Here is a 22,039-nt window from a genome sequence, read left to right as displayed (position 1 = left end):
GATGATCATGGCCGGTCTGTTCTCGAAGAACTTCGACACGGCAGACGAGACACGGCCGTTCGAGGACGGCAAGGGCAGGCTGGACCTGCTGGAGACGGACGGCGGGCCCGTCGGCCGCGCGGTCTTCGAGCCGGGCTGGAAGTGGTCGGAGCACATCAAGCCGCTGGCCGGGACGGACAGCTGCCAGGCCGCGCACACGGGGTACATCGTGAGCGGCCGCATGAAGGTCGTCATGGACGACGGGGAGAGCATCGAGATCGGCACCGGCGACTTCATCCAGATCGCGCCCGGGCACGACGCCTGGGTCCTGGGCGACGAGCGCTGTGTCGTACTGGACTGGACCGGCTACGGGAACTTCGCGAAGCCGGCTTCCGACTGACCCAGCAGCGCGCCGGCCCGGTCCAGGGTGCGGGCCAGGGAGCCCGCCGTCGCGGCGGTCGCGAGCACGTACGCGTGGTGCAGCGCGCCCGTAGGGGCGCGGCGGACCGTGGCGCCCGGCGGGATCTCCAACTGCACCCGTACCACGCCGGGTACGGCGCGCGCGGCGGCGATCCCCGGCCGGACCCCGTCGAGGCGGTGGCCGGGCGGGAAGTCGACGTACCGCAGCCCGGCGTACGCGGCGCGCGGGCTGTGCACCGGGTCGGGCAGGCCCAGCCCGGCGGCGAGCGCGAGGGCGAGCAGGTCGGTGCCGTGGGCGGCCCGGAGCAGGCGGCTGAACTCCTCGCCGCCGGGGCGGGCGTGGGCCTCGACGAGGCGGGGGCCGTGCGCGGTGAGGATGACCTCGGTGTGGGAGGGCCCGTCGCGGTGTCCGGCGAGGTCGAGGACGCCGCGTACGAGGGCCCGTACGGCCTCGGCGGTCCCGGGATCCAGGGCCACCGGCAGGTCGTGGCCGGTGGCGGTGAGGCGGGGGCCGGTGCGGCGGCGGGACCAGCCCAGGAGACGGTGGCGGCCCTCGCGGGAGAGGGCTTCGACGGTGAGTTCCGGCCCTTCGAGGTACTCCTCGACGAGGAGGTCGGTGACCTCGGGGTAGTCGTGGGCGGCGGCCCGCGCGCCGGCTTCGTCGTGGACGAGCCGGACCCCTTCGCCGTCGGCGCCCGCGCGGGGCTTGATGACGCACGGGTAGCCGATGAGGGTGGCGACGAAGGGGAGGGTGTCGGCGCGGCCGCAGCGGGCGAAGGAGACCGGCCGGGCGGGGTGCAGGGTGTTGGAGCGGGCGCGCAGGGCGGCCTTGTCCATCAGGGCGGTGACGGCGGCGGTGGGGGTGCCGGGCAGGCCCAGTTCCTCGTTGGCGCGGGCGGCGGCGAGGGCTCCGGCGGCGTCGAAGCCGAAGACTGCGGCGCGGCCGCGGCGTACCGCTTCCATGCGGCCGACGGCCCGGACGAGGTGCCGGTGGTCGCGCCAGTCCGCCCGTACCCGCCGCTCCGCCCCCTCACGGTCGGATGGCACCGATGGATCCGGCGCGACCACCACGGTGCGGGCACCCGCACGGCGGGCGGCCGCCACCACGGCGGGTCTCGGGCTCAGCAGGACGGCCACGGGCCCCCGCCCTTCCATGGGTGTCCGCTGCCGCATACCGCGCTCCCCCCTCACGCCGTGCTGCCAACTGTGCCGCTTCGGCATATGCCGATTGCCGCCCGACAGGCGTCGTCTTGCCGCCTTGCGGGAATACGAGGGGTTTATAAACAGACGCAGGCCGGGACGAATAGGCATATGCCAGCCGATCGAGCGGACGACCTCAGCCCCGCGGCCCGGCGCCTCTACGCGTACGCGGTCGAGCGGGACGCCTTCGACGCGGCCGAGGCCACCGAGGCCCTGGGCGTGCGCGCGGCCGCGGCGATCACCGAACTGGCCGCGGCGCACCTGCTGCAGCGGGCGCCGGGCGGCGGTTCCGACCGGTGGAGCGCGGTGGCGCCCCGGGCGGCGGCGGCCCGGGCGCTGGCCCCGCTGGCCCTGCTCGCGCGGGAGACCCACGACGAGATGGACCGGCTGCGGGCGCGGCTGGAGGCGCTGGTGCCGGCGTACGAGTCGGGGACCGCGCACCGGGACCTGAGCGGTTCGGGGCGCCTGGAGCTGGTGACGGACCTCGGCGCGGTACGGGGGCTGATCGCGGAGCTGGTCGCGGCGTGCGAGCGGGAGCTGCTCACCTCGCAGCCGGGCGGGGGCCGGCCGCTGGAGACGTTGGAGGAGTCGATCGGGAGGGACGAGTCGCTGCTGGCGCGCGGGGTCCGGATGCGGACGATCTACCAGCACACGGCGCGGTACTCGCGGCCGACGGCGGCGTACGTCGAGCGGGTGACGGCGCTGGGCGCGCAGGTACGGACGCTGGGCGACGGGCTGATGCGGATGCTGGTCTTCGACGACCACACGGGTCTGATGGCGGTGCCGGACCGCAGCGGGGCGGCGCTGGTGGTGCGCGAGCCGAGTGTCGTGCACTTCATGACGGCGGCCTTCGAGCGGTCCTGGGTGGGGGCGGAGCCCTTCCCGGTGACGGTGGGTCCGGAGGCGGCGCGGTCGATCTCGGACGAGCTGCGGCAGACGATCGTACGGCTGCTGTCGGAGGGGCTGGAGGACAAGGTGATCGCGCGGCGGCTCGGCATGTCGGAGCGGACGTGCCAGCGGCACATCGCGGAGATCATGCGGGCGGTGGGGGCGAAGTCCCGCTTCCAGGCGGGGTACTTGCTCTCCGCGACGCCGGCCCCGGCCCCGGCGGATCCGGGAGGGACGGCCTAGTACGGCCCGCTACGGCCTGCCGTACCGGTCGTAGTACGCGCGCAGCGACGGGCGGCGGATGGCGGACAGCCGGACAAGGGTGTCCGAGAAGGCGCTGGAGTGGGGCCGGAAGGGCCACCGCGGGCGCAGCGGCAGGGGGTAGTCGTCGCGCAGGACCCCCTCCGGCAGCCTGCCGGACGCAGGCAGCGGCGAGGTCTCCGCGGGGAGGACGAGGTGGGCCCAGACCCCGATGTCCAGCGGGACGACGGCCGCCGTGCCGTGCGGGGGCCGCCACGGCTCCCCGGTCACCGGATGACGCGGGACGAGGAGGATGTCGTCACCGGACCGGAGCACGGGCACCCCCGGCCCGGCGAGGCCCGCGGTGAGGGCCGGGGGCCCGGCGGGAAGGTAGCCGGCGACGGCCTCGCCGAGCAGCTCGGCGAGGCCGTCGGGCAGCGCCACCGCACGGGCGTCGCAGGCCACCACCAGGTGCGCGAGCGCCACCGGGACCGCGGCCTGCCAGCGGCGGCTCCAGGACCCGTCGAGTTCGACGGGCGGGACGGCGTACGACGGCAGGTCCAGCTCGTCCCAGTCGGGGGTCGGGACGGCGGGCAGGCCGGAGGGGAGGCGGCGGACCGCGTCGGGTTCCAGCCACACCGCCTGCCACAGGCCGCAGTCGTCCATCCGGGTCGCCACCGCGCTCCCGCACCGCTCGCACGCCAGGTTGGGGCCGTCGCGGCCGTCGATGCCCCTGCAGTAGCCCGCGCACTTCTCGGGGATCAAGGCCATGCCCCGGGAGTCGCCGGGCGCGATGACGATCCTGCCCCGCGCCGCGAAGGACACGGAGCAGACCGGCGCGTGGACCCCCTGCCGGGCCGCCAGGTCCTCCCCCACCTCGCCCCACACCCGCCAGGGCGCCCCGGTGGGCAGGGGGTCGACGGCGTACGTCGCCGGTTCCATCAGCGGGGGATGCAGCTCCTCCCACGCCCCGAAGTGGGTGTGGTCGGGAAGGGCGACCCGGGAGACCGGGGCCGTCAGCTCCGCACCGCACCCGGCGCACACGAACACGTCCAACCGGCATCCCCCTCGTCCCCGTACCCGGCGATTCTGCTCGGTCGGGCCGCGCACGGGCCATCGGTTTTCGGATCGCCGGCCCGGCTCACGCGGCGGGCGGCTCCAGTTCGGGGATCAGGCGCCCCCTCCTGGAAAGCAGGAAGCGTTTGAACTCCGCCACCGGCGGGGTGTCGGGGTGGCCGTCCAGCCAGGCGAGGCCGATTTCGCGGACGGCGCGCGGGGCGGTGACCGTCAGCTCGACGACGCCGGGGCGGGCCACGGCCGGGGGCGGCAGGAGGGCCACGCCGAGGCCGGCGGCGACCAGGCCGCGCAGGGTCTCGGCCTCCTCGCCCTCGAAGGCCACGCGGGGGGTGAAGCCGGCCTCCGCGCACAGGTCGTCGGTGATGCGGCGCAGGCCGTAGCCGGGCTCCAGGGTGACGAAGGTTTCCTCGGCGGCCTCGGCGAGGCGGATGCGCTTGCGGCCGGCGAGGCGGTGGTCGTCGGGGACGACCAGGCGCAGGCGCTGTTCGTCGAGGCGCCGGGCGACCAGGTCGGGCGCGTCGGGCAGCGGTGAGGTGAGGCAGAGGTCGAGCTCGCCCGCCCGCAGCCGCTCCAGCATGGCCTCGCCGTAGTTCTGGACGAGGGAGAAGCGCACGCGCGGGTGGTCGGCGCGGAAGGCGCGGATGAGGCCGGGTACGGTCTCGGAGCCCAGGGTGTGCAGGAAGCCGAACGCGACCTTGCCGAAGGCCGGGTCGGCGTCCTGCTGGACGGATTCGGCGGCGCGGGCGATCCCGTCGAGGGCCTGTTCGGCGGAGGCCAGGAAGGTGCGGCCCGCCGTGGTGAGGGCGACGGTGCGGCCCCTGCGGGCGAACAGCGTGACGCCGAGGTCCTGTTCGAGCCGGACCATGGCCCGCGACAGGGTGGACTGCGGGACGCCCAGTTCGTGGGCGGCCCGGGTGACGTGCTCGTGCCGGGCGACGGCCGCGAAATACGCGAGGCGCGGGGCCAGCAAACGTGTCACCGACACGTCTTCTTCGTAACGGTTCATCGACATGCGCCGCTCTGAGCTGTACTGATGCGTGAGTGGATCGATTATGGCGGATCTGTGCATTGGACGCATGAAAAACACGGGTCTACCTTCGACGTATGCCTCCCGCTCATACCGGGGCATCCGTCATCGCGGGTGCCTCCACCTCGTCGTTCCAGGACCTCAAGACCGACACCCCTGAGGGCCGGGAGCCCGGCCGACCCGGCTACCGCCGGATGACCCTCGCGCTCTTCGCCGCCGGACTCGCCACCTTCGCCCTCCTCTACTCCACCCAGGCGCTGCTGCCCGCGATCTCCGACGGCTTCGGGGTGACGGCGGGTCAGGCCAGCTGGACGGTGTCCGCGGCCACCGGCGCGCTCGCGCTGTTCGTCCTGCCGCTCAGCGCGCTGTCCGAGCGGTTCGGGCGCACCCGGATGATGACCTGGTCGATGGCGGTGGCCGTGGGCGTCGGCCTGCTGGTGCCGTTCGCGCCGAGCCTGGAGTGGCTGGTGGCGCTGCGCGCCGTCCAGGGCGCGGCGATCGCCGGGATCCCGGCGTCCGCGATGGCGTACCTGGCGGAGGAGGTCAAGCCGAAGGCCCTGGTCGGGGCGATCGGGCTGTTCGTCGCGGGCAATTCCATCGGCGGCATGAGCGGCCGTCTGGTCACCGGCTGGGCGGCGCAGCTGGGCGGTTGGCGGGCGGGTCTGCTGGCCGTCGGGCTGATGTCGCTGGCCTGCGCGGCGGCCTTCCTGGTGCTGCTGCCCCGGGCGCGGTTCTTCCGCCCCGCGTCGCTGAACCCGCGCGCGGTGGGCCGTACCGTCGCCGGTCACCTGCGCGATCCGCTGCTGCTGAGGCTGTACGGGATCGGCGCGCTGTTCATGACCGTCTTCGGCGCGGTGTACACCGTCATCGGCTACCGGCTGGTGGACGAGCCGTTCTCGCTCGGGCAGGGCGTGATCGGGTCGATCTTCCTGATCTACCTGGTCGGTACGGTCTCCTCGGCCGCCGCCGGGCAGCTCGTGGCCCGCGCGGGGCGCCGGGGCGCCCTGTACCTGGCGGTGACGACCACGGCGCTGGGGCTGCTGCTGTCGCTGTCCGACTCGCTGGCCGCGGTCCTGCTCGGCCTGGTCCTGATCACGGCGGGCTTCTTCGCAGGGCACGCGGTGGCCTCCGCGGCCGTCAGCCGGACCGCGAAGTCGGGCCGGGCGCAGGCCTCCGCGCTCTACCAGTCCGCGTACTACCTGGGTTCCAGCGCGGGCGGCACCCTGGGCGCGCTCGCCTACCACTCGGCCGGCTGGGCGGCCACGGTCGGCATCGCGCTGCTGGCCGTGCTCGGCGTCGTCTCGATCACGCTGTACGGGTCCCACGCGGCCCGCGCGGAGCGGCGGATGCCGGCTCCGGCGGTGGCCGCGCGCTGAACAAACTCCCCGAGTGAGCCGGGAAAGTCGGGAAAGACGAGAAATACGTCCCTCCCGCAGGCAACTCGCGCCGGTTTCCGGGCATGCACCACGGAGACGTACGGCGAAGGGGAGGACCGGATGGGAACGCGGAAGGCGCGCGTGCGCGCGGGGCGGCGGGCTGCGGTGGTGTTCGGCGGGGCGGTGGCGCTCGCGCTGCCGATGGTGGTCGCGGGCGGCACAGCGGCGCGGGCCGCTTCGTGCAACCTGACCACCGGGCCGTACCAGCGGCAGGTGGAGCAGTTCCTGGGGCGGCCGGTGGACGGCAGGCAGTCGGCGGCCGACTGCACGGCCATCAGGGCCTTCCAGGCGAGCCACGGAATCACTCCGACCCAGGGGTACGCGGGGCCGCTGACCTGGCGGACGATGAGCACCATGCTGGCCCAGCGGGCGGCCGGCACCACCCCCAACAAGGCCGGGGCCTGCCCGGTGAACCGGGGGCGCATCGCGTGCGTCGACCTGACGCGACAGCTCAGCTGGATCCAGGACGGCGCCGCCTTGAAGTACGGTCCCGTCCCGGTCCGCACGGGCAAGGACGGCACGGAGACCCGAACCGGCCTGAATAAGATCTACTACCGGAACATCGACCACTGGTCGACGATCTACAACGTGTCGATGCCGTACGCGCAGTTCTTCGACGGCGGCATCGCCTTCCACTCGACCACCAAGAGCATGTGGAATCCGCCCGGTTCGGGCGGCTGCGTGAACATGCGGCCCGCCGACGCCAAGGCGTACTGGAACCTGCTGGGGAACGGCGAGGACGTCTACGTCTACGGCCGCAAGCCGGGTACGTAGGACTTGCCGGCTTCCGCCAGGTCGTCCAACCGCCGCAGGCTTGCGCGTCGTTGTACGAGGGACAGCCCGGCCACCGCCGCCCCGAGGACCAGCCAGCCCGCCGGGCCCGCCGTCATGACCGCGCCGGTCAGCAGCAGCGGGCCGGCGGACTTCTGGACGGACTGGGCCATGCCGGCCACGCCGAGGTACGAGGCGCGCGCCTCCTCGGGCGCGAGGGAGACGGCCAGTTCCCAGGAGCTCACCGACCGCATCAGCTCCGCCGCGGTGACCAGGACCGCCGAGGCGAGCAGGACCACCGAGGCGAGCAGAACCCCGCCCCCGGTGGCGGTGGCCAGCAGGGCGCAGCCCGCGAGCATCGTCAGCCCGTACACGGCGACGGCTCCCGCCGCCTGGCGGGGGCCCTGGACCTTGGCCGACACGCGCAGCTGCAGGGCGACGACGAGCACGGTGTTGATGACCAGGAAGGCCGGGACCAGGGCGTGCGGCGCCGTGGTGTGGTGCACGAGCCACAGCGGCAGGCCGACGCCCAGGATCGAGTCGTCCAGGTTCATCGGGATGTCCAGCAGGGCGAACCGGAGGTAGCCGCGGTCCCGCCAGGGACTCCGCCCCGGCGCCGCGGCGCCCCCGGCATCCCCGGCCTCCCCGGCCGCCGGCTCCGGGGGTACGTCGCCGGACCGTGCGGCCACGAGCCCGCGGCCGCGCGGCTCGCGGGTGCGCCACACCAGGGCCGCGGCCACGAGGAACGACAGCGCGTCGGCCAGGATCAGCACGTGGTAGGCGCCCCTGGTCCCGACGGCGAGGCCGATGGCGGCGAGGCCCGCGCCGAGCGCGTAGCCGGCGTTCGCCGAACTGCGCGACAGCGCCTGGTACGTGGAGCGCCGCTCGCCCGCGACCCGGGTGGCGAAGAGCATCTCCAGCGTCTTGGCCGCCCGGTCGCCGAGGTAGGTGACGGCGACCACGGGCAGCAGCACGTCGAAGCGCGTGACCAGCAGCAGCGCGCAGAGGGTGCCGAGGCGGAGCAGGTGGCAGCCGATCAGCAGGGAGCGCACCGGGAAGCGGTCTGCGAGGTGGCCGGCCAGCGGTGATCCGGCGATGCCCGCCACTCCGGCCGCGCCGACCAGCAGGCCCAGCTGCCCGGTGTCGAGTCCGACCACGAAGGTGAAGTACAGGACGGAGGACGCGGCCCATACGCCCGTACCGGCGCGGTCCAGCAGTTGGGCGAGCAGCATGATCCGCGCGTCGCGGCCGCCGGGCGGCCGGCGCAGCTGCGCCAGCAGGCCGGGCTCCCCCTGCCGCGCCTTCCGGATCTCCGTGCCGCGCCGCATTCCGGGCCTCCCCCTCGGTCGCCATGTATCTCGATGTCGAGATACATGACGAAACCCTGCCCCAGATCAATCTTGACGTCAAGATACTTGATATCGATAGACAATCGCGTCCGGCTGCGGCTGTCAGACCCCTCCGGTAGTTTCCGAAGTACCGGGAACCACCAGGGGGATGAACGGACATGAGCGACCTCGCCACCAGCACGGACCTGGACACCGCGCTGGACCGCTACCGGGTCGAGCTGACGGGGTACTGCTACCGGATGCTCGGCTCGTCCTTCGACGCCGAGGACGCGGTGCAGGACACGTACATCCGCGCCTGGCGCAGCTTCGAGAAGTTCGAGGGCCGCTCCTCGCTGCGGTCGTGGCTGTACCGGATCGCCACCAACGTCTGCCTGGACCTGCTGAACGCGGGGAACAAGCGGGCCCGGCCGATGGACCTGTCCGCCCCGCAGCACCAGGCCTCCGCCGTGCTGAACGAGCGGCCCGAGGTGACCTGGCTGGAGCCGGTGCCCGACGGGCGGGTGCTGCCCCAGACCGCCGACCCGGCGGAGATGGCCCTCGCCAGGGAATCCGTACGGCTCGCGTTCGTCGCGGCGCTCCAGCACCTGCCGCCCAAGCAGCGGGCCGTGCTGATCCTGCGCGAGGTGCTGGCCTGGAAGGCGGACGAGGTCGCGACGCTCCTGGACACCACGGTGGCCTCGGTGAACAGCGCGCTCCAGCGGGCCCGGGCCACGCTGGCCGGCAGCCGGATCCGCGAGAGCGAGGCCGCCGACCCGCTGGACGCGGACCAGGCGAAACTGCTGGAGCAGTACCTGACCGCCTTCGAGGCGTACGACATCGCGCGGCTCACCACGCTCCTGCACGAGGACGCGGTGCTGTCGATGCCGCCGTTCGACCTGTGGCTGCAGGGCCACGAGGACATTGCCGCCTGGCACCTGAACCAGGGCATCGGCTGCAAGGGCTCCCGCCTGATCCCGACCACGGCGAACGGCATGCCCGCCTTCGGCCAGTACCGGCCGCGCGAGGACGGGGCGCCGGGGTACGTCCCGTGGGCGCTCCAGGTCCTGGAGATCTCAGACGGCAAGATCGTCGGGCTCAACGCCTTCCTGGACACCGCCCGGTGGTTCCCGCTCTTCGGCCTCCCCGAGCAGCTCGACGAGGCCTACGAGGTCCAGTAGGGCGCGCAGGGCCGGCCCGGCCCCGGTGATCCGGAAGGGCCGGTCCCCGGCGGTGAGCCGCAGCCGGGCCAGGGCCTCCACGGAGGCGAGGCCCGGCGCGGTGACGGCCGCCGCGTCGCACACCACGGCCGACGCCCCGCTGTCGTACAGCAGGGCGAGCCGGGCACACAGCCGTGCCGTGTCCTGCGCGGTCGGGGCCGGGCCGGGCAGCACGAGTCGAATGATCTCCACGAGGGGATGACTCCCCGTCCTGCCGGAACTCATCGACGGTTCGGACAATGGCCGGATGAAGCCTGCCTACTGGGACCCACTGCCCACCGCCCGTCGGCTCGTCGTGCCCGGGACCGTCCGCTTCCCGGTGTTCGAGGGGGTCTGGGCCGATCGGAACTGGCGCAACGTCCCCGGCCCGTTCTACGGGGCGAGCACCGACTGCATGGAGTTGGGACGGTGTGAGGCGCCACGCCATATCGCCTACGACGGCGACCACGAGTTCGTCTACCGCCAGCCGGGGAACGTCATCGAGACCGAGGCCCTGGTGAGCGCCGCCCAGGTGGAGCTGTACCTCGGTTACGGCTGGGACGGCGACGACCACTGGACCGTCGCGTCGGTCCGCGAGTGGTGGCGGGACCGGGGGCGGGTGCGGGAGTGGGCCGTGGCCGCCGCCGCGGAGTGGGCCGCCTACGACGGGGACCCGCAGTACGCCCCGCACCACCACGAAGCCGCGCAGGGCCACCGGGACTTCGTCGCGTACATCGACGACGGCCTGGAGGCGTACCTGCGCGGCTACCTGTTCTGGCTGGAGCAGCGGCGCACGCCGGAACACGGGGAGGCCTTGCCAGGCCTGTGAAAAGACGCCGGCGCGGCTCCGGACGGGGAGCCGCGCCGACGGGACGGGGGGCCAGGGATCAGGCGATGCGGTCCAGGACGATCGGCGTGGCGGAGAAGGACGTGCCCGCCGGGGCGATGTCGTACGAGCCCTCCAGGGAGGCGAGCGCGTAGTCGAACTTCTCCGGGGTGTCCGTGTGCAGGGTCATCAGGGGCTGGCCCGCCACGACGGAGTCGCCCGGCTTCGCGTGCAGCTCGATGCCCGCGCCCGCCTGGACCGGGTCCTCCTTGCGGGCGCGGCCCGCGCCGAGGCGCCAGGCGCCGACGCCCACCGCGTACGCGTCGAGGCGGGTCAGGACACCCGAGGCCGGGGCCGTCACCACGTGCTGCTCGCGCGCGACCGGCAGCGCCGCGTCCGGGTCGCCGCCCTGGGCCGCGATCATCCGGCGCCAGTGGTCCATGGCGGAGCCGTCGGCCAGGGCCTTCGCCGGGTCGGCGTCCTTGATGCCCGCCGCGTCCAGCATCTCCTTGGCCAGCGCGATGGTCAGCTCGACGACGTCCGCCGGGCCGCCCCCCGCCAGGACCTCGACCGACTCGCGGACCTCCAGCGCGTTGCCCGCGGTCAGGCCGAGCGGGGTGGACATGTCCGTGAGGAGGGCGACCGTCTTGACGCCGCTGTCCGTGCCCAGGCCCACCATCGTGCGCGCCAGCTCGCGCGCGTCCTCGATGTTCTTCATGAAGGCGCCGCTGCCGACCTTGACGTCGAGGACGAGCGAGCCCGTGCCCTCGGCGATCTTCTTCGACATGATCGAGGAGGCGATCAGCGGGATGGCCTCGACCGTGCCCGTCACGTCGCGCAGGGCGTAGAGCTTCTTGTCCGCCGGGGCCAGGCCGTCGCCCGCCGCGCAGATGACCGCGCCGGTGGTGTCCAGGACGTGCAGCATCTCCTCGTTGGACAGCAGCGCACGCCAGCCGGGGATGGACTCCAGCTTGTCGAGGGTGCCGCCGGTGTGGCCGAGCCCGCGGCCCGACAGCTGCGGTACGGCCGCGCCGCACGCGGCGACGAGCGGGGCCAGCGGCAGCGTGATCTTGTCGCCGACGCCGCCCGTGGAGTGCTTGTCGGCGGTCGGGCGGGAGAGGGAGTCGAAGTTCATGCGCTCACCGGACGCGATCATCGCGGCGGTCCAGCGGGCGATCTCGGTCCGGTTCATCCCGTTCAGCAGGATGGCCATCGCCAGCGCCGACATCTGCTCGTCGGCAACGACACCGCGGGTGTACGCGTCGATGACCCAGTCGATCTGCTCGGGGCTCAGCTCACCGCGGTCCCGCTTGGTCCGGATGACGGAGATGACGTCCATGAGGTGCTTCCTTCTACGCGCATAGAGAGAGGAGTGGGGAGGAATTGCGACGGCCCTCCGCCCCGGGGGAGCGGAGGGCCGTCGGCACGGCTATCTCAAGTGGTCGGGCCCGAAGGCCTGGGGCAGCATCTCCGCCAGCGGGAGGATCCCCTTCGGGGTCTCCACCAGCAGTTCGGGGCCGCCGAACTCGAACAGCAGCTGGCGGCAGCGTCCGCACGGGACGAGGATCTCGCCCTTGCCGTCCACGCACGTGAAGTGCGTGAGGCGGCCACCGCCCGTGGCCTGGAGCGAGGAGACCAGGCCGCACTCGGCGCACAGGCCGAGCCCGTAGCTCGCGTTCTCCACATTGCAGCCGACGACGGTGCGGCCGTCGTCGACGAGTGCGGCGACACCGACCGGGAAGCCCGAGTACGGGGCGTACGCCCGGGACATGGCGTCCCGGGCAGCCTCGCGCAGGGCTTCCCAGTCGACGGTGTGCGCCGTCGTCACTTGCCCTGGCCCTTGCGGTACGGCAGGCCGTCCGCCTTCGGCATGCGCAGGCGCTGCGCGGAGAGGGCGAGCACGAGCAGCGTCGTCAGGTACGGGGCCGCGTCGACGAACTGGCTCGGCACCGAGTCGGTCGTCGCGTACCAGACGAACAGCAGCACGGCGAAGACCGCCGAGACGCCGGCCTGGACGTACTTCTTCTTGTACAGCTGCCAGGCGCCGACCAGCAGCAGCAGGATCGCGATCAGCAGCAGCATCGCGTGGACGTTCTCGGCGCCACCGCGCAGCTTGAGGCTGTCGATGAAGCCGAACAGGCCCGCACCGAGGGCCATGCCGCCCGGCATCCAGTTACCGAAGATCATCGCGGCGAGACCGATGTAACCGCGGCCGCCGGTCTGGCCCTCCTGGTAGATGGGGCTGGCGACGATCGACAGGAACGCGCCGCCGAGGCCCGCGAGGGCGCCCGAGACGATCACGGCGATGTACTTGTACTTGTAGACGTTGACGCCGAGGGACTCGGCGGCGACCGGGTTCTCACCGCAGGAGCGCAGCCGCAGGCCGAAGGTCGTGCGCCACAGCACCCACCAGGTACCCGGGATCAGCAGGAGCGCGACGACGGTCAGCAGCGACAGGCCGGTGACCAGACCGCCGATGACTCCGGCGAGGTCCGAGATGAAGAACCAGTGCTTGCCCTGGAGGTCGGCCATCCAGTCCGACAGCCCTGGCACGGTGATCTTGTAGATCGGCTCGACCTGCGGGGACTGCTTGGAGGAGCCGCCCGGGGCGTCGGCGAACGTGAAGTTCGACAGGTACTGGGTGAAGCCCAGCGCCAGGATGTTGATGGCCACACCGGAGACGATGTGGTTGACGTTGAAGGTGACCGTGATGATCGCGTGCAGCAGGCCGCCGATGGCGCCGCCGATGATGCCGGCCATGACGCCGGTCCACGGACCCCACTGGTAGCCGGCCCAGGCACCGAACCAGGTGCCGAGGATCATCATGCCTTCGAGGCCGATGTTGACGACGCCCGCGCGCTCGGCCCACAGACCGCCGAGGCCGGCGAGGCCGATCGGCACCGCGAGGGAGAGGGCGCCGGAGACCTGGCCCACGGAGGTCAGGTCGTTCGCCCCGCTGATCAGGCGGACCAGCGAGACCAGCGCGAGGCCGCCCGCGATGATCAGCATGATCCAGGGCAGGGTGAGCTTCTTGCGGCCGCCCGACTTCTTCGGTGCGGCGGCCGTCGCGGAGACAGTGCTGGTGCTCACGCCGCGACCTCCTTATCGGTCTTGATGGCGTGGCCTGCGGCCAGCTCCTCGCCGACCTTCTGCTGCTGGCGCCGGATGCCGTAGCGGCGGATGAGCTCGTACGAGACCACGACCGCGATCACGATCAGGCCCTTCATGATCGTGCCGATCTCCTTCGCGTACCCGGCCTGGTCGAGCGAGGCCGAGGCCTTGTCGATGAAGGCCATCAGGAGCGCGGCGAAGAAGATGCCGACCGGGCTGTTGCGGCCGAGCAGCGCGATGGTGATGCCGGTGAAGCCGACGCCCACCGGGAAGCCCAGATTGTAGGTGTGGGTCTCGCCCAGCAGCTGCGGCATGCCGGAGAGGCCGGCGACCGCGCCCGAGATCAGCATCGAGGTGATGATCATCTTCTTGGCGTCCACACCGGACGCCTGGGCGGCGGTCTCGCTGGCGCCGGTGGCGCGCAGGTCGAAGCCGAAGCGGGTGCGGTTGAGCGAGAACCAGTAGACGACGCCGAGGGCGAAGGCCACGAAGGTGAAGCCGTAGATCTCCAGGCCGTCACCGATCGACAGGGCCGGGAACCAGCCGGACTCGGCGATGTCGCCGGTCGTCAGGTCGTTGGAACCCTCGGGCTGGACGCCCAGGTTCTTCGGCAGGATCAGCCAGGCGATCAGGCTGGTCGCGATGGCGTTCAGCATGATCGTGGAGACGACCTCGCTGACACCGCGCTTGGCCTTGAGGACACCCGCGATACCGGCCCAGAAGGCGCCGGTCAGCATCGCGACGACGATGATCAGCAGGATGTGCAGCGGGCCGGGCAGCGTGACCGCCGTGCCGACCAGCGCGGAGATCATCGCGGCGAGGCGGTACTGGCCGTCGACACCGATGTTGAAGAGGTTCATCCGGAAGCCGATGGCCACGGCCAGGGCTGCCAGATAGTAGGTGCCGGCCTGATTGATGATCAGGACCTGGACGTCCTCGTAACCGGCGTTCTCCACCATGAGGCGCAGCGGCTCGATCGGGTCGATGCCCGTCGCGGCCAGCACGATCATGGTCAGCAGGAAGGCGGTGACCAGCGCCAGCACGGGCCCGGCGATGCCGAGGATCAGCCGGTCCTTGTCGAATTTCTTCATCGGGCCTCGTCCTCCGGTGCATCGGTACCAGCCTCGGTACCGGCGGCGGAGTGGTTGTCGGTTGCTTCCAGGTGCCCGGAAGCGGCGCCCGTCATGGCGGTGCCGAGCTCCTCCGGGGTGACGGTCGCGGGGTCGGCGTCCGCGACCAGGCGGCCGCGGTACATGACGCGCAGCGTGTCGGACAGGCCGATGAGCTCGTCGAGGTCGGCGGAGATCAGGAGGACGGCCAGGCCCTCGCGGCGGGCGTCGCGGATCGCGTCCCAGATCTGCGCCTGCGCACCGACGTCCACACCGCGGGTGGGGTGGGCGGCGATGAGGAACTTGGGGTTGTGGCTCATCTCGCGGCCGACGATCAGCTTCTGCTGGTTGCCGCCGGAGAGCGAGGCCGCGGTGACCTCGATACCGGGGGTGCGGACGTCGTACTCGCGCACGATCCGCTCGGTGTCCTTGCGGGCCGCCTTGAGGTCGAGGATGCCGCGCTTGGAGTTGGGCGCCTCGGTGACGTGGCCGAGGATGCGGTTCTCCCACAGCGGGGACTCCAGCAGCAGGCCGTGCCGGTGGCGGTCCTCGGGGATGTAGCCGATGCCGCCCGTGCGGCGCTCGCGCACCGGGGCCTTGGTGATGTCCCGGCCGTCCAGCGTGATCACGCCCGCGTCGGCGGAGTTCATGCCCATGAGGGCTTCGATCAGCTCGGTCTGGCCGTTGCCCTCGACACCGGCGATGCCGAGGATCTCGCCCTTGTGGATGGTGAAGCTGACGTCGTCCAGCAGGAGGCGGCCGACTTCGACGTGCTCGTGGAGGGTGGAGTCCTCCGGGGCCTGGCGCGTCAGGATCTCCGGCTCCGCGACGACGGAGTCGCTCGCGGCGAGGGTCAGGCCCGCCACCTTCAGCATCGGGACGTCCGTCACGGTCGACTCGCGGGTCTCCGGCGAGGGCAGCTCCGCGCCGACCATCAGCTCGGCGAGCTGCTTGGTGGTGGCGGTCCTCGGGTCGGCGGTGCCGACCGTGGTGCCGCGCCGGATGACGGTGATGTCGTCGGCGACCTTCAGCACCTCGCCCAGCTTGTGCGAGATGAAGATGACGGTCAGGCCTTCGGCCTTGAGCTCGCGCAGGTTGTCGAAGAGCGCGTCCACTTCCTGCGGCACGAGCACGGCGGTCGGCTCGTCGAGGATGAGGATCTTGGCGCCGCGGTAGAGGACCTTGAGGATCTCCACGCGCTGCCGGTCGGCGACACCGAGGTCCTCGACCAGGGCGTCGGGGCGTACGCCGAGGCCGTACGCGTCCGAGATCTCCTTGATCTTCTTACGGGCCTTGGCGCCGATGCCGTAGAGCTTCTCGCCGCCGAGAACCACGTTCTCCAGGACGGTGAGGTTGTCGGCGAGCATGAAGTGCTGGTGCACCATGCCGATGCCGCGGGCGATGGCGTCGCCGGGGCTGTGGAAGGAGACCTGCTCCCCGTCGACGGCGATGGTGCCCTCGTCCGGCTTCTGCATGCCGTAGAGGATCTTCATCAGGGTCGACTTGCCGGCGCCGTTCTCGCCGATCAAGGCATGGACCGTGCCCTTGCGGACGGTGATCGCGATGTCCTTGTTGGCGACGACGCCGGGGAAGCGCTTGGTGATGCCGTGCAGTTCTACGGCGGGGGGCGGGCTGGACGCGTTGATGACGCACTCTCCTTGGCGCGGAAGGAGCGGAGGCAGGCGGGGGGACAGGGCGGGGAGTGAAAGTATCGCGTCCACGATGCTTCTACGCGCGTAGCACTGTCGGATGTGAAAACTTGAGGCCAAGTGGCCACAAGCAGCACGAACTGTGGTGTGCAGAACGTGGTTCGGGGCCCGGGAGCGGTAGAGACCGCTTCCCGGACCCCGGAGACCACGACTACATGTCAGGGACGGCCTTACGGCGCGGTCTTGACGGTGATCTTCTTGGCGATGATGTCGGCCTTGGCCTTCTCCACCGCGGCGGTGACATCGGTCATCTTCTTGTACTCGGGGTTGGAGTCGGCCAGGCCGACGCCGTCCTTGTCGAGACCGTAGCGGATCTCACCGGTCTCGGGCTTGCCGTCCTTGACCGACTTGATCAGGTTGAAGACCGAGTCCTGCACGTCCTTGGTGACCGAGGTCAGGATGTGGTCCTTGTACTTCGCCAGACCGGCCTGGTTGTACTGGTCGGAGTCGACGCCGATGGCCCACTTGCCCTTGGCCGAGGCGGCCTCGATGGCACCCGAGCCGGCCAGACCGGCGGCGGCGTAGACCACGTCGGCGCCCTTGTCGAGCTGACCCTGCGCGGCGGCCTTGCCGAGGTCGGGCTTGGCGAAACCGTCGAAGTTCGGCGGCTGCGTCAGGTACTGGACGAGCACGTTGGCGTTCGGGTTGGTCTCCTTGACGCCCTGGACGAAGCCCGCCTCGAACTTCTTGATCAGCGGAACCTCGACACCGCCGATGAAGCCGACCGTGCCGGTCTTGGACGCCTTGGCGGCGGCGACGCCGGCCAGGTAGGAGCCCTGCTCCTCGTTGAAGACGAGGTTGGCGATGTTCGAGCCGGTCACCGAGGTGTCGTCGATGATGCCGAACGTGGTGTTCGGGAACTTCGGCGCGACCTTCTTGATGGCCGGGGCGTACGAGAAGCCGACACCGATGACCGGGTTGTTGCCCTTGCGGGCCAGCTCGGTGAGGCGCTGGACCTTGTCGGCCTCGCCCTCGCCGTCGGTGGGCTCCGCCTCGGCGGTCTTGATCTTCAGGTCGTTCTTGGCCTGCTCGAGACCCGCGTAGGCGGCGTCGTTGAACGACTGGTCGCCGCGGCCACCGATGTCGTACGCGATGGCGGCGCTGGAAGCTCCGCTCGCCGACGGGGAAGAGCTGGTGTCCGACGACTTCTTACCGCCACAGGCGGTGGCCGAGAGGGCCAGCGCCGCGGACGCGATGCCCACGGTGGCGATCCTGGTGATCCGGCGCAAGGGGAGGCTCCTTCAAAACCTGACCGAAGCGCCACGACCGGCGCTGGTTTCGCCGCGATCGTAACGCGCGTAGATGTCAGTTAAAGGCCCGTTCATGAGTCGTTATCGGATCGTCGCGAACCGGACAGTGACCGATCAGTAACGCGCCACGTGCCCAGCCCTTGTGTACCAAGGGCTGGACACGTCCGACGCGCGACGCGCGCGTGTTGTATCCGGCTTCTACCCGATCGGCCTGGCCCGGCGCCCGTCGAGGAGCGCCGCGGCCGTGAAGAACTCCACGCCGACGGCGATCGCGGACTCGTCCACGTCGAAGTCGCCCCGGTGCAGGTCGTGCTTGGCGGTGTCGCCGGGCCTGCGCACCCCCAGGCGGGCCATGGCGCCCGGGACGTGCTCCAGGTACCAGGAGAAGTCCTCGCCGCCCAGGCTCTGCTCGGTGTCCTCGACCGACTCGGCGCCGCGGCGGACCGACATCGCCTCGCGGAGCAGTTCGGTGACCACGGGATCGTTGACCACCGGGGGCACCCCGCGGACGTGGTTGATCTCGAACTTGGCCCCGTGCATGGTCGCGACCTCGTCGATCGCCGCGTGGATCATGTCCGGCGCCTCGTGCCATGCGTTCAGGTCCAGGCACCGAACGGTTCCGGACAGCTCGGCGTGCATCGGGATGACGTTGCAGGCGTGCCCGGCCTCGATGCGGCCCCAGGTGACCGACATGCCCGAGCGGGCGTCCATCCGGCGGGTCAGCAGGGCCGGGACGTCCACGGCCACCCGGGCGGCGGCCGTCACCAGGTCGGTGGTCAGGTGCGGGCGCGCGGTGTGCCCGCCGGAGCCGGTGAGGCTGACCTCCAGCCGGTCGCAGGCCGAGGTGATGGGCCCGGGCCGCAGCCCGATCCGCCCGGCGTCGACCCGCGGGTCGCAGTGCACGGCGATCATCTTGCCCACGCCGTCCAGGATCCCGGAGTCGATGGCCTCGGTGGCCCCGCCCGGGAGCACTTCCTCGGCGGGCTGGAAGAGCAGCCGAACGGGGCGGGGCAGCAACCCCTGGCGGTCGAGCTCGGCGAGCACCAGTCCGGCGCCGAGGACGACGGTGGTGTGCACGTCGTGGCCGCAGGCGTGGGCCCGGTCGGGATAGACCGAGCGGTACGAGACGTGCGTCTTGGCATCCGGGATGGGCAGGGCGTCGATGTCCGCGCGCATGGCCAGCATGGGCCGTACGCCGTCCCAGGTCCCGACGTCACAGACCAGACCCGTCCCGCAGGCCAGTACCCGTGGTCGGAGGCCGGCTTTTTCGAGCCGGGCCTTGATCGCCGCCGTGGTGCGGAATTCCTGGTGTCCGAGCTCGGGGTGCATGTGCAAGTCCCGGCGGAAGGCGATCAGTTCGGCACGCAGGTGGTCCGGAAGCTTGCCGGGCAGCTCGGGCCGCTCGGAGGCGGCGGGCTGGTCGGTCTGGGACTCGCGGGACATCAACTGGGTCACCTGTTGAAGGGTAGGCGCACCCATGGGTCAACTGGCCGGGGATCACGAAAAGTTCATGCCGTTAGGGGAAAGAAACGCGGCCTCTGGCGCATGACCGGGTGCGTCCGGGGGTAAACTCGCGCGCTCACCCGGCCGCCGGAGCCGCCTGAGCGGGCAGTCTGTGCACATCACGGGCGGTATCGGTGACCCCGGCGAGGAACCCGCGGGCGCGCGGCGACGCCGACCCGGTCAGCCAGGCGGGGTCGATATCGCATACAGCGACGGTGACTCCCGTACCGGTCAGTGCGTAGGGCAGGGTGTGGACGACCGTGGACGGAAAGCTGACGATCGTTCGGCCGACGGGGCCGCGCCGGGCGATCAGCTCCAGCGGCAGGTCCGGGCGGACGATCTCCAGTCCGGTCGCCTCGCTCAGCGCGCGCAGCTTCTCCGGGGACTCCCGGCGGTGCGCGAAGTAGCGGGTGGCACTGTGCTCCCGGGTCAGGGCGCGCACCGCGTCGAGGTAGCACGCCGGGTCCACCACGCCGGTCTCCACGAGCGAGGTGCCGACCAGGTCGGTGCCCTTGGTCAGCCGGGGCGGGCCGAAGCGGGCCCGGGTCCAGGCGAAGTCGTTGACCCGCAGCGTCATCGCGCCGTGGGCGGTCACGGGCATCGAGCTGAACACCTCGACCCGTCGAGCTGCGCCTGTGCCGGTGGCCTTACCCGGTTTGAAGCGGCGCCGGGCCGTCGCCGAGACGGGCGCGTACGCCAGCTCGCGCACCCGGCCGGGCAGTCCCCCGCCGCCGACCCGGTGCCAGCGGACGAGACGTTCGCCGCGGGCGGTCTGGGCGATGAACTCCATCGTGGCGGTGCCGTCGTCGACCACGACCAGCTCCTCGGCCCGTACGAGGGTCAGCAGCAGCTGGACGTAGCGGGAGAAGGGGTCGCCGACGACGACCGTGCGCGCCGCGCGTACGTCGCGGGACAGTGCGGCGAGCGCCTTCAGCGGTGCGAGCCGGCCGCCGCGGGCCTCCTGCCAGCGGACCTCGTGCCCTTCGTCCCGGGCGAGCGCCGCCATCCGGCGCAGCTGGCCGCGGGACATCGGGTCGGTGGGGGGCAGGACGACGATCCGCAGGGCGGGCGCGGCGGCCCCTGCCGGGTCCGGGCGGTCCGAGCCCCCGGCCGGCTGGCGCGGGACGCCGTCCAGCAGCGGGCCGCGGGGCGCGGCGCCGTGCGCGTACGCCCACTCCAGCACGTTCAGGAGCTGGACCGGGCTCTCGACGAAAGCCAGGGTGGAGGCTGAAGTGGGCATCACGTACTCCTCGGCAGGGGACGGGACCTCGTACGCGCCGGACCGCGGGCCGGGTCAGACGCCGGCGAGCTCGCCCTGGACGCGGCGGAGCTTCTTCATCGGGCCCAGCTCGGACTCGTAGACCCGCTTGACGCCGTCGCCGAGGGCGGTCTCGATGGTGCGGATGTCGCGGACCAGGCGGGCGAGGCCGCCGGGCTCGACGGAGGCGGCCTGGTCGGAGCCCCACATCGCGCGGTCGAGGGTGATGTGGCGCTCGACGAAGGCGGCGCCGAGGGCGACGGCGGCGAGGGTGGTCTGCAGGCCCGTCTCGTGGCCGGAGTAGCCGATCGGGACGTTGGGGTACTCCTCCTGGAGGGTGTTGATCACCCGCAGGTTGAGCTCCTCGGCCTTGGCCGGGTATGTCGAAGTGGCGTGGCAGAGAAGGATGTTGTCGCTGCCGAGCACCTCCACCGCGTGGCGGATCTGCTTCGGGGTGGACATGCCGGTGGACAGGACGACGGTGCGGCCGGTGGCGCGCAGGGCGCGCAGCAGCTCGTCGTCGGTGAGCGAGGCGGAGGCGACCTTGTGGGCGGGGAGGTCGAACTTCTCCAGGAAGGCGACGGCCTCGGTGTCCCACGGGGAGGCGAACCAGTCGATGCCGCGCTTGGCGCAGTGCTCGTCGATGGCGCGGTACTCGGTCTCGCCGAACTCGACCTTGTGGCGGTAGTCGATGTAGGTCATCCGGCCCCAGGGGGTGTCGCGCTCGATGTCCCACTGGTCGCGCGGGGTGCAGATCTCCGGGGTGCGCTTCTGGAACTTGACCGCGTCGCAGCCGGCCTCGGCGGCGGCGTCGATCAGGGCGAAGGCGTTGCCGAGGTCGCCGTTGTGGTTGATGCCGATCTCGCCGACGACGTACACGGGCCGGCCGGGGCCGGCGGTGCGCGTTGCGAAGGTGCGCAGGCGGGTGTTGGGGGAGGCGGTCATGGCAGGTGACGTCCTTCGGTGCGGGGGTGCGGGGGTGCGGGGTGTGCGGGGTGTGGACGGAGTACGGGGTGTGGGCTGCGGGTCGGGTCGTACGTCGAGCAGCGGGGCGAGCAGGCGGGCCCGCTCCAGGTCGTGCGGGTCGTCGATCTCCAGGACCCGCGCGGGGTCGGTGGCGACGGGCAGGACACGGCCGAAGAAGCGGTGCCGGGCGGTGCGGAAGCCGGGGGCGTCCATGGCGTAGGCGGCGCCCGTCTCCAGCAGGTCCTGGGGGCGGTCCTGGCGCCGGGGGCGGTACGTCGTGTCGTGGTTGACCCCGATTCCGGCGCCGTCGGGGTCCTCCCGCCAGAGGAAGCCGTGGAAGGGGGCCACGGTCAGGGCGGAGTCGGCGGCCCCGGAGGCGACGGCCGCGGCGACGGATTCGACGTCGGAGGCGGCCAGGAAGGGGCTGGTGCACTGGACGAGGAGGACCACGTCCACGGTGAGGGAGTGCAGTTCCTCGAAGGCGGTGAGGGCGTGCAGCAGGGCGGCCTCACTGCTCGCGGTGTCGCCGGAGATCGCGGTGGGGCGGGCGATCACGTCGGCGCCCGCGGCGCGGGCGACGGCGGCGATCTCCGTGGAGTCGGTGGAGACCACCACGTCGGTGACGGTCGGCGCGGCGAGGCAGGCCTCGACGGCGCGGGCGACCAGCGGGGTGCCGGCGACCTCGGCGAGGTTCTTGCCGGGGACCCCCTTGGAGCCGCCGCGCGCGGGGATCACGGCCAGGACG

At 72.0% G+C, this 22,039-nt stretch carries 20 protein-coding genes and 1 pseudogene; 6 read left to right on the top strand and 15 right to left on the bottom strand.

Annotated features, from left to right (window positions below; all coding sequences use genetic code 11):
- Nucleotides 1-7 precede the first annotated feature (7 nt).
- A complete protein-coding gene (locus tag ACGFYQ_RS33195) occupies nt 8-379 on the top strand; it encodes a cupin domain-containing protein (RefSeq protein ID WP_393749897.1) in 372 nt (123 codons plus the stop codon).
- On the opposite strand, the gene ACGFYQ_RS33190 is transcribed toward ACGFYQ_RS33195, so the two are convergent.
- On the bottom strand, nt 346-1,572 hold the full coding sequence (locus ACGFYQ_RS33190; RefSeq protein ID WP_393749896.1) for an ATP-grasp domain-containing protein: 1,227 nt from the start codon (nt 1,570-1,572) through the stop codon (nt 346-348). The two genes, ACGFYQ_RS33195 and ACGFYQ_RS33190, sit on opposite strands and share 34 nt — an antisense overlap.
- 138 nt (nt 1,573-1,710) lie before the next feature.
- Between ACGFYQ_RS33190 and ACGFYQ_RS33185 the strand changes: the two genes are divergently transcribed.
- Nucleotides 1,711-2,730, top strand: coding sequence for a LuxR C-terminal-related transcriptional regulator (locus tag ACGFYQ_RS33185; protein WP_393749895.1), 1,020 nt, complete (start codon nt 1,711-1,713; stop codon nt 2,728-2,730).
- Nucleotides 2,731-2,739: 9 nt separating this feature from the next.
- Here ACGFYQ_RS33185 and ACGFYQ_RS33180 read toward each other — a convergent pair whose 3' ends face one another.
- Together ACGFYQ_RS33180 and ACGFYQ_RS33175 are read right to left on the bottom strand one after the other, a co-directional pair.
- On the bottom strand, nt 2,740-3,783 hold the full coding sequence (locus ACGFYQ_RS33180; RefSeq protein ID WP_393749894.1) for a hypothetical protein: 1,044 nt from the start codon (nt 3,781-3,783) through the stop codon (nt 2,740-2,742).
- An 85-nt stretch (nt 3,784-3,868) separates the two neighbouring features.
- Nucleotides 3,869-4,810, bottom strand: a complete 942-nt coding sequence (locus tag ACGFYQ_RS33175; RefSeq protein ID WP_393749976.1) for a LysR family transcriptional regulator — start codon at nt 4,808-4,810, stop codon at nt 3,869-3,871.
- Nucleotides 4,811-4,908: 98 nt separating this feature from the next.
- On the opposite strand from ACGFYQ_RS33175, the gene ACGFYQ_RS33170 reads away from it, so the two are divergent.
- Both ACGFYQ_RS33170 and ACGFYQ_RS33165 read left to right on the top strand, forming a co-directional pair.
- On the top strand, nt 4,909-6,207 hold the full coding sequence (locus ACGFYQ_RS33170) for an MFS transporter (protein WP_393749893.1): 1,299 nt from the start codon (nt 4,909-4,911) through the stop codon (nt 6,205-6,207).
- Between the two features lie 120 nt (nt 6,208-6,327).
- Nucleotides 6,328-7,041, top strand: a complete 714-nt coding sequence (locus tag ACGFYQ_RS33165; protein ID WP_393749892.1) for a L,D-transpeptidase family protein — start codon at nt 6,328-6,330, stop codon at nt 7,039-7,041.
- Here the strand turns inward: ACGFYQ_RS33165 and ACGFYQ_RS33160 are convergent.
- Complete coding sequence (locus ACGFYQ_RS33160) at nt 7,017-8,366, bottom strand: MFS transporter (protein ID WP_393749891.1); 1,350 nt, start codon at nt 8,364-8,366, stop codon at nt 7,017-7,019. The genes ACGFYQ_RS33165 and ACGFYQ_RS33160 overlap by 25 nt on opposite strands.
- Before the next feature lie 179 nt (nt 8,367-8,545).
- Between ACGFYQ_RS33160 and ACGFYQ_RS33155 the strand changes: the two genes are divergently transcribed.
- A complete protein-coding gene (locus ACGFYQ_RS33155; RefSeq protein WP_393749890.1) occupies nt 8,546-9,544 on the top strand; it encodes a sigma-70 family RNA polymerase sigma factor in 999 nt (332 codons plus the stop codon).
- On the opposite strand, the gene ACGFYQ_RS33150 is transcribed toward ACGFYQ_RS33155, so the two are convergent.
- On the bottom strand, nt 9,440-9,775 hold the full coding sequence (locus ACGFYQ_RS33150; RefSeq protein WP_393749889.1) for an STAS domain-containing protein: 336 nt from the start codon (nt 9,773-9,775) through the stop codon (nt 9,440-9,442). The two genes, ACGFYQ_RS33155 and ACGFYQ_RS33150, sit on opposite strands and share 105 nt — an antisense overlap.
- A gap of 55 nt (nt 9,776-9,830) precedes the next feature.
- Between ACGFYQ_RS33150 and ACGFYQ_RS33145 the strand changes: the two genes are divergently transcribed.
- Entirely contained in the window at nt 9,831-10,391 is a 561-nt protein-coding gene (locus tag ACGFYQ_RS33145; RefSeq protein WP_393749888.1) for a ferredoxin, read from the top strand.
- A gap of 58 nt (nt 10,392-10,449) precedes the next feature.
- Here ACGFYQ_RS33145 and ACGFYQ_RS33140 read toward each other — a convergent pair whose 3' ends face one another.
- The 10 genes and pseudogenes from ACGFYQ_RS33140 to ACGFYQ_RS33095 form a co-directional block, all read right to left on the bottom strand.
- On the bottom strand, nt 10,450-11,727 hold the full coding sequence (locus ACGFYQ_RS33140; protein ID WP_393749887.1) for a thymidine phosphorylase: 1,278 nt from the start codon (nt 11,725-11,727) through the stop codon (nt 10,450-10,452).
- A gap of 90 nt (nt 11,728-11,817) precedes the next feature.
- Nucleotides 11,818-12,216: a cytidine deaminase gene (locus ACGFYQ_RS33135; protein ID WP_393749886.1), complete on the bottom strand. Its 399-nt coding sequence runs from the start codon at nt 12,214-12,216 to the stop codon at nt 11,818-11,820.
- A complete protein-coding gene (locus ACGFYQ_RS33130) occupies nt 12,213-13,478 on the bottom strand; it encodes an ABC transporter permease (protein ID WP_393749885.1) in 1,266 nt (421 codons plus the stop codon). Before ACGFYQ_RS33130 ends, ACGFYQ_RS33135 begins: the two co-directional genes overlap by 4 nt.
- Nucleotides 13,475-14,590 (bottom strand): ABC transporter permease, encoded by a 1,116-nt coding sequence (locus ACGFYQ_RS33125; protein ID WP_393749884.1) that lies wholly within the window; start codon nt 14,588-14,590, stop codon nt 13,475-13,477. Before ACGFYQ_RS33125 ends, ACGFYQ_RS33130 begins: the two co-directional genes overlap by 4 nt.
- Nucleotides 14,587-16,254 carry an ABC transporter ATP-binding protein gene (locus ACGFYQ_RS33120; protein WP_393749975.1) on the bottom strand — a complete coding sequence of 556 codons (1,668 nt, stop codon included), beginning with the start codon at nt 16,252-16,254 and terminating at the stop codon, nt 14,587-14,589. The genes ACGFYQ_RS33125 and ACGFYQ_RS33120 overlap by 4 nt, the downstream gene beginning before the upstream one ends.
- A gap of 233 nt (nt 16,255-16,487) precedes the next feature.
- Entirely contained in the window at nt 16,488-17,546 is a 1,059-nt protein-coding gene (locus ACGFYQ_RS33115; protein WP_393749883.1) for a BMP family protein, read from the bottom strand.
- Nucleotides 17,547-17,765: 219 nt separating this feature from the next.
- On the bottom strand, nt 17,766-19,010 hold the full coding sequence (locus tag ACGFYQ_RS33110) for an amidohydrolase (protein ID WP_393749974.1): 1,245 nt from the start codon (nt 19,008-19,010) through the stop codon (nt 17,766-17,768).
- Nucleotides 19,011-19,146: 136 nt separating this feature from the next.
- Nucleotides 19,147-20,310, bottom strand: a complete 1,164-nt coding sequence (locus tag ACGFYQ_RS33105; RefSeq protein WP_393749882.1) for a hypothetical protein — start codon at nt 20,308-20,310, stop codon at nt 19,147-19,149.
- Between the two features lie 54 nt (nt 20,311-20,364).
- Entirely contained in the window at nt 20,365-21,273 is a 909-nt protein-coding gene (locus ACGFYQ_RS33100; protein ID WP_393749973.1) for an N-acetylneuraminate synthase family protein, read from the bottom strand.
- A 402-nt stretch (nt 21,274-21,675) separates the two neighbouring features.
- Nucleotides 21,676-22,029, bottom strand: a pseudogene (locus ACGFYQ_RS33095) (cytidylyltransferase domain-containing protein); the annotation flags it as partial.
- Nucleotides 22,030-22,039: the final 10 nt, after the last annotated feature.

Source organism: Streptomyces sp. NPDC048258, from assembly GCF_043201995.1.
Lineage (GTDB): Bacteria > Actinomycetota > Actinomycetes > Streptomycetales > Streptomycetaceae > Streptomyces.
The sequence above is the reverse complement of the archived record's forward strand: the minus strand, read 5'-3'. Positions and strand labels throughout refer to the sequence as shown.

What these genes read in the sequence shown, in the direction of transcription:
- ACGFYQ_RS33195 (WP_393749897.1), top strand. Translation starts at nt 8, where the DNA reads ATGGCCGGTCTGTTCTCGAAGAACTTCGACACGGCAGACGAGACACGG.
- ACGFYQ_RS33190 (WP_393749896.1), bottom strand. Translation starts at nt 1,572, where the DNA reads ATGCGGCAGCGGACACCCATGGAAGGGCGGGGGCCCGTGGCCGTCCTG.
- ACGFYQ_RS33185 (WP_393749895.1), top strand. Translation starts at nt 1,711, where the DNA reads ATGCCAGCCGATCGAGCGGACGACCTCAGCCCCGCGGCCCGGCGCCTC.
- ACGFYQ_RS33175 (WP_393749976.1), bottom strand. Translation starts at nt 4,810, where the DNA reads ATGAACCGTTACGAAGAAGACGTGTCGGTGACACGTTTGCTGGCCCCG.
- ACGFYQ_RS33170 (WP_393749893.1), top strand. Translation starts at nt 4,909, where the DNA reads ATGCCTCCCGCTCATACCGGGGCATCCGTCATCGCGGGTGCCTCCACC.
- ACGFYQ_RS33165 (WP_393749892.1), top strand. Translation starts at nt 6,328, where the DNA reads ATGGGAACGCGGAAGGCGCGCGTGCGCGCGGGGCGGCGGGCTGCGGTG.
- ACGFYQ_RS33160 (WP_393749891.1), bottom strand. Translation starts at nt 8,366, where the DNA reads ATGCGGCGCGGCACGGAGATCCGGAAGGCGCGGCAGGGGGAGCCCGGC.
- ACGFYQ_RS33155 (WP_393749890.1), top strand. Translation starts at nt 8,546, where the DNA reads ATGAGCGACCTCGCCACCAGCACGGACCTGGACACCGCGCTGGACCGC.
- ACGFYQ_RS33145 (WP_393749888.1), top strand. Translation starts at nt 9,831, where the DNA reads ATGAAGCCTGCCTACTGGGACCCACTGCCCACCGCCCGTCGGCTCGTC.
- ACGFYQ_RS33140 (WP_393749887.1), bottom strand. Translation starts at nt 11,727, where the DNA reads ATGGACGTCATCTCCGTCATCCGGACCAAGCGGGACCGCGGTGAGCTG.
- ACGFYQ_RS33125 (WP_393749884.1), bottom strand. Translation starts at nt 14,590, where the DNA reads ATGAAGAAATTCGACAAGGACCGGCTGATCCTCGGCATCGCCGGGCCC.
- ACGFYQ_RS33110 (WP_393749974.1), bottom strand. Translation starts at nt 19,010, where the DNA reads ATGTCCCGCGAGTCCCAGACCGACCAGCCCGCCGCCTCCGAGCGGCCC.
- ACGFYQ_RS33105 (WP_393749882.1), bottom strand. Translation starts at nt 20,310, where the DNA reads ATGCCCACTTCAGCCTCCACCCTGGCTTTCGTCGAGAGCCCGGTCCAG.
- ACGFYQ_RS33100 (WP_393749973.1), bottom strand. Translation starts at nt 21,273, where the DNA reads ATGACCGCCTCCCCCAACACCCGCCTGCGCACCTTCGCAACGCGCACC.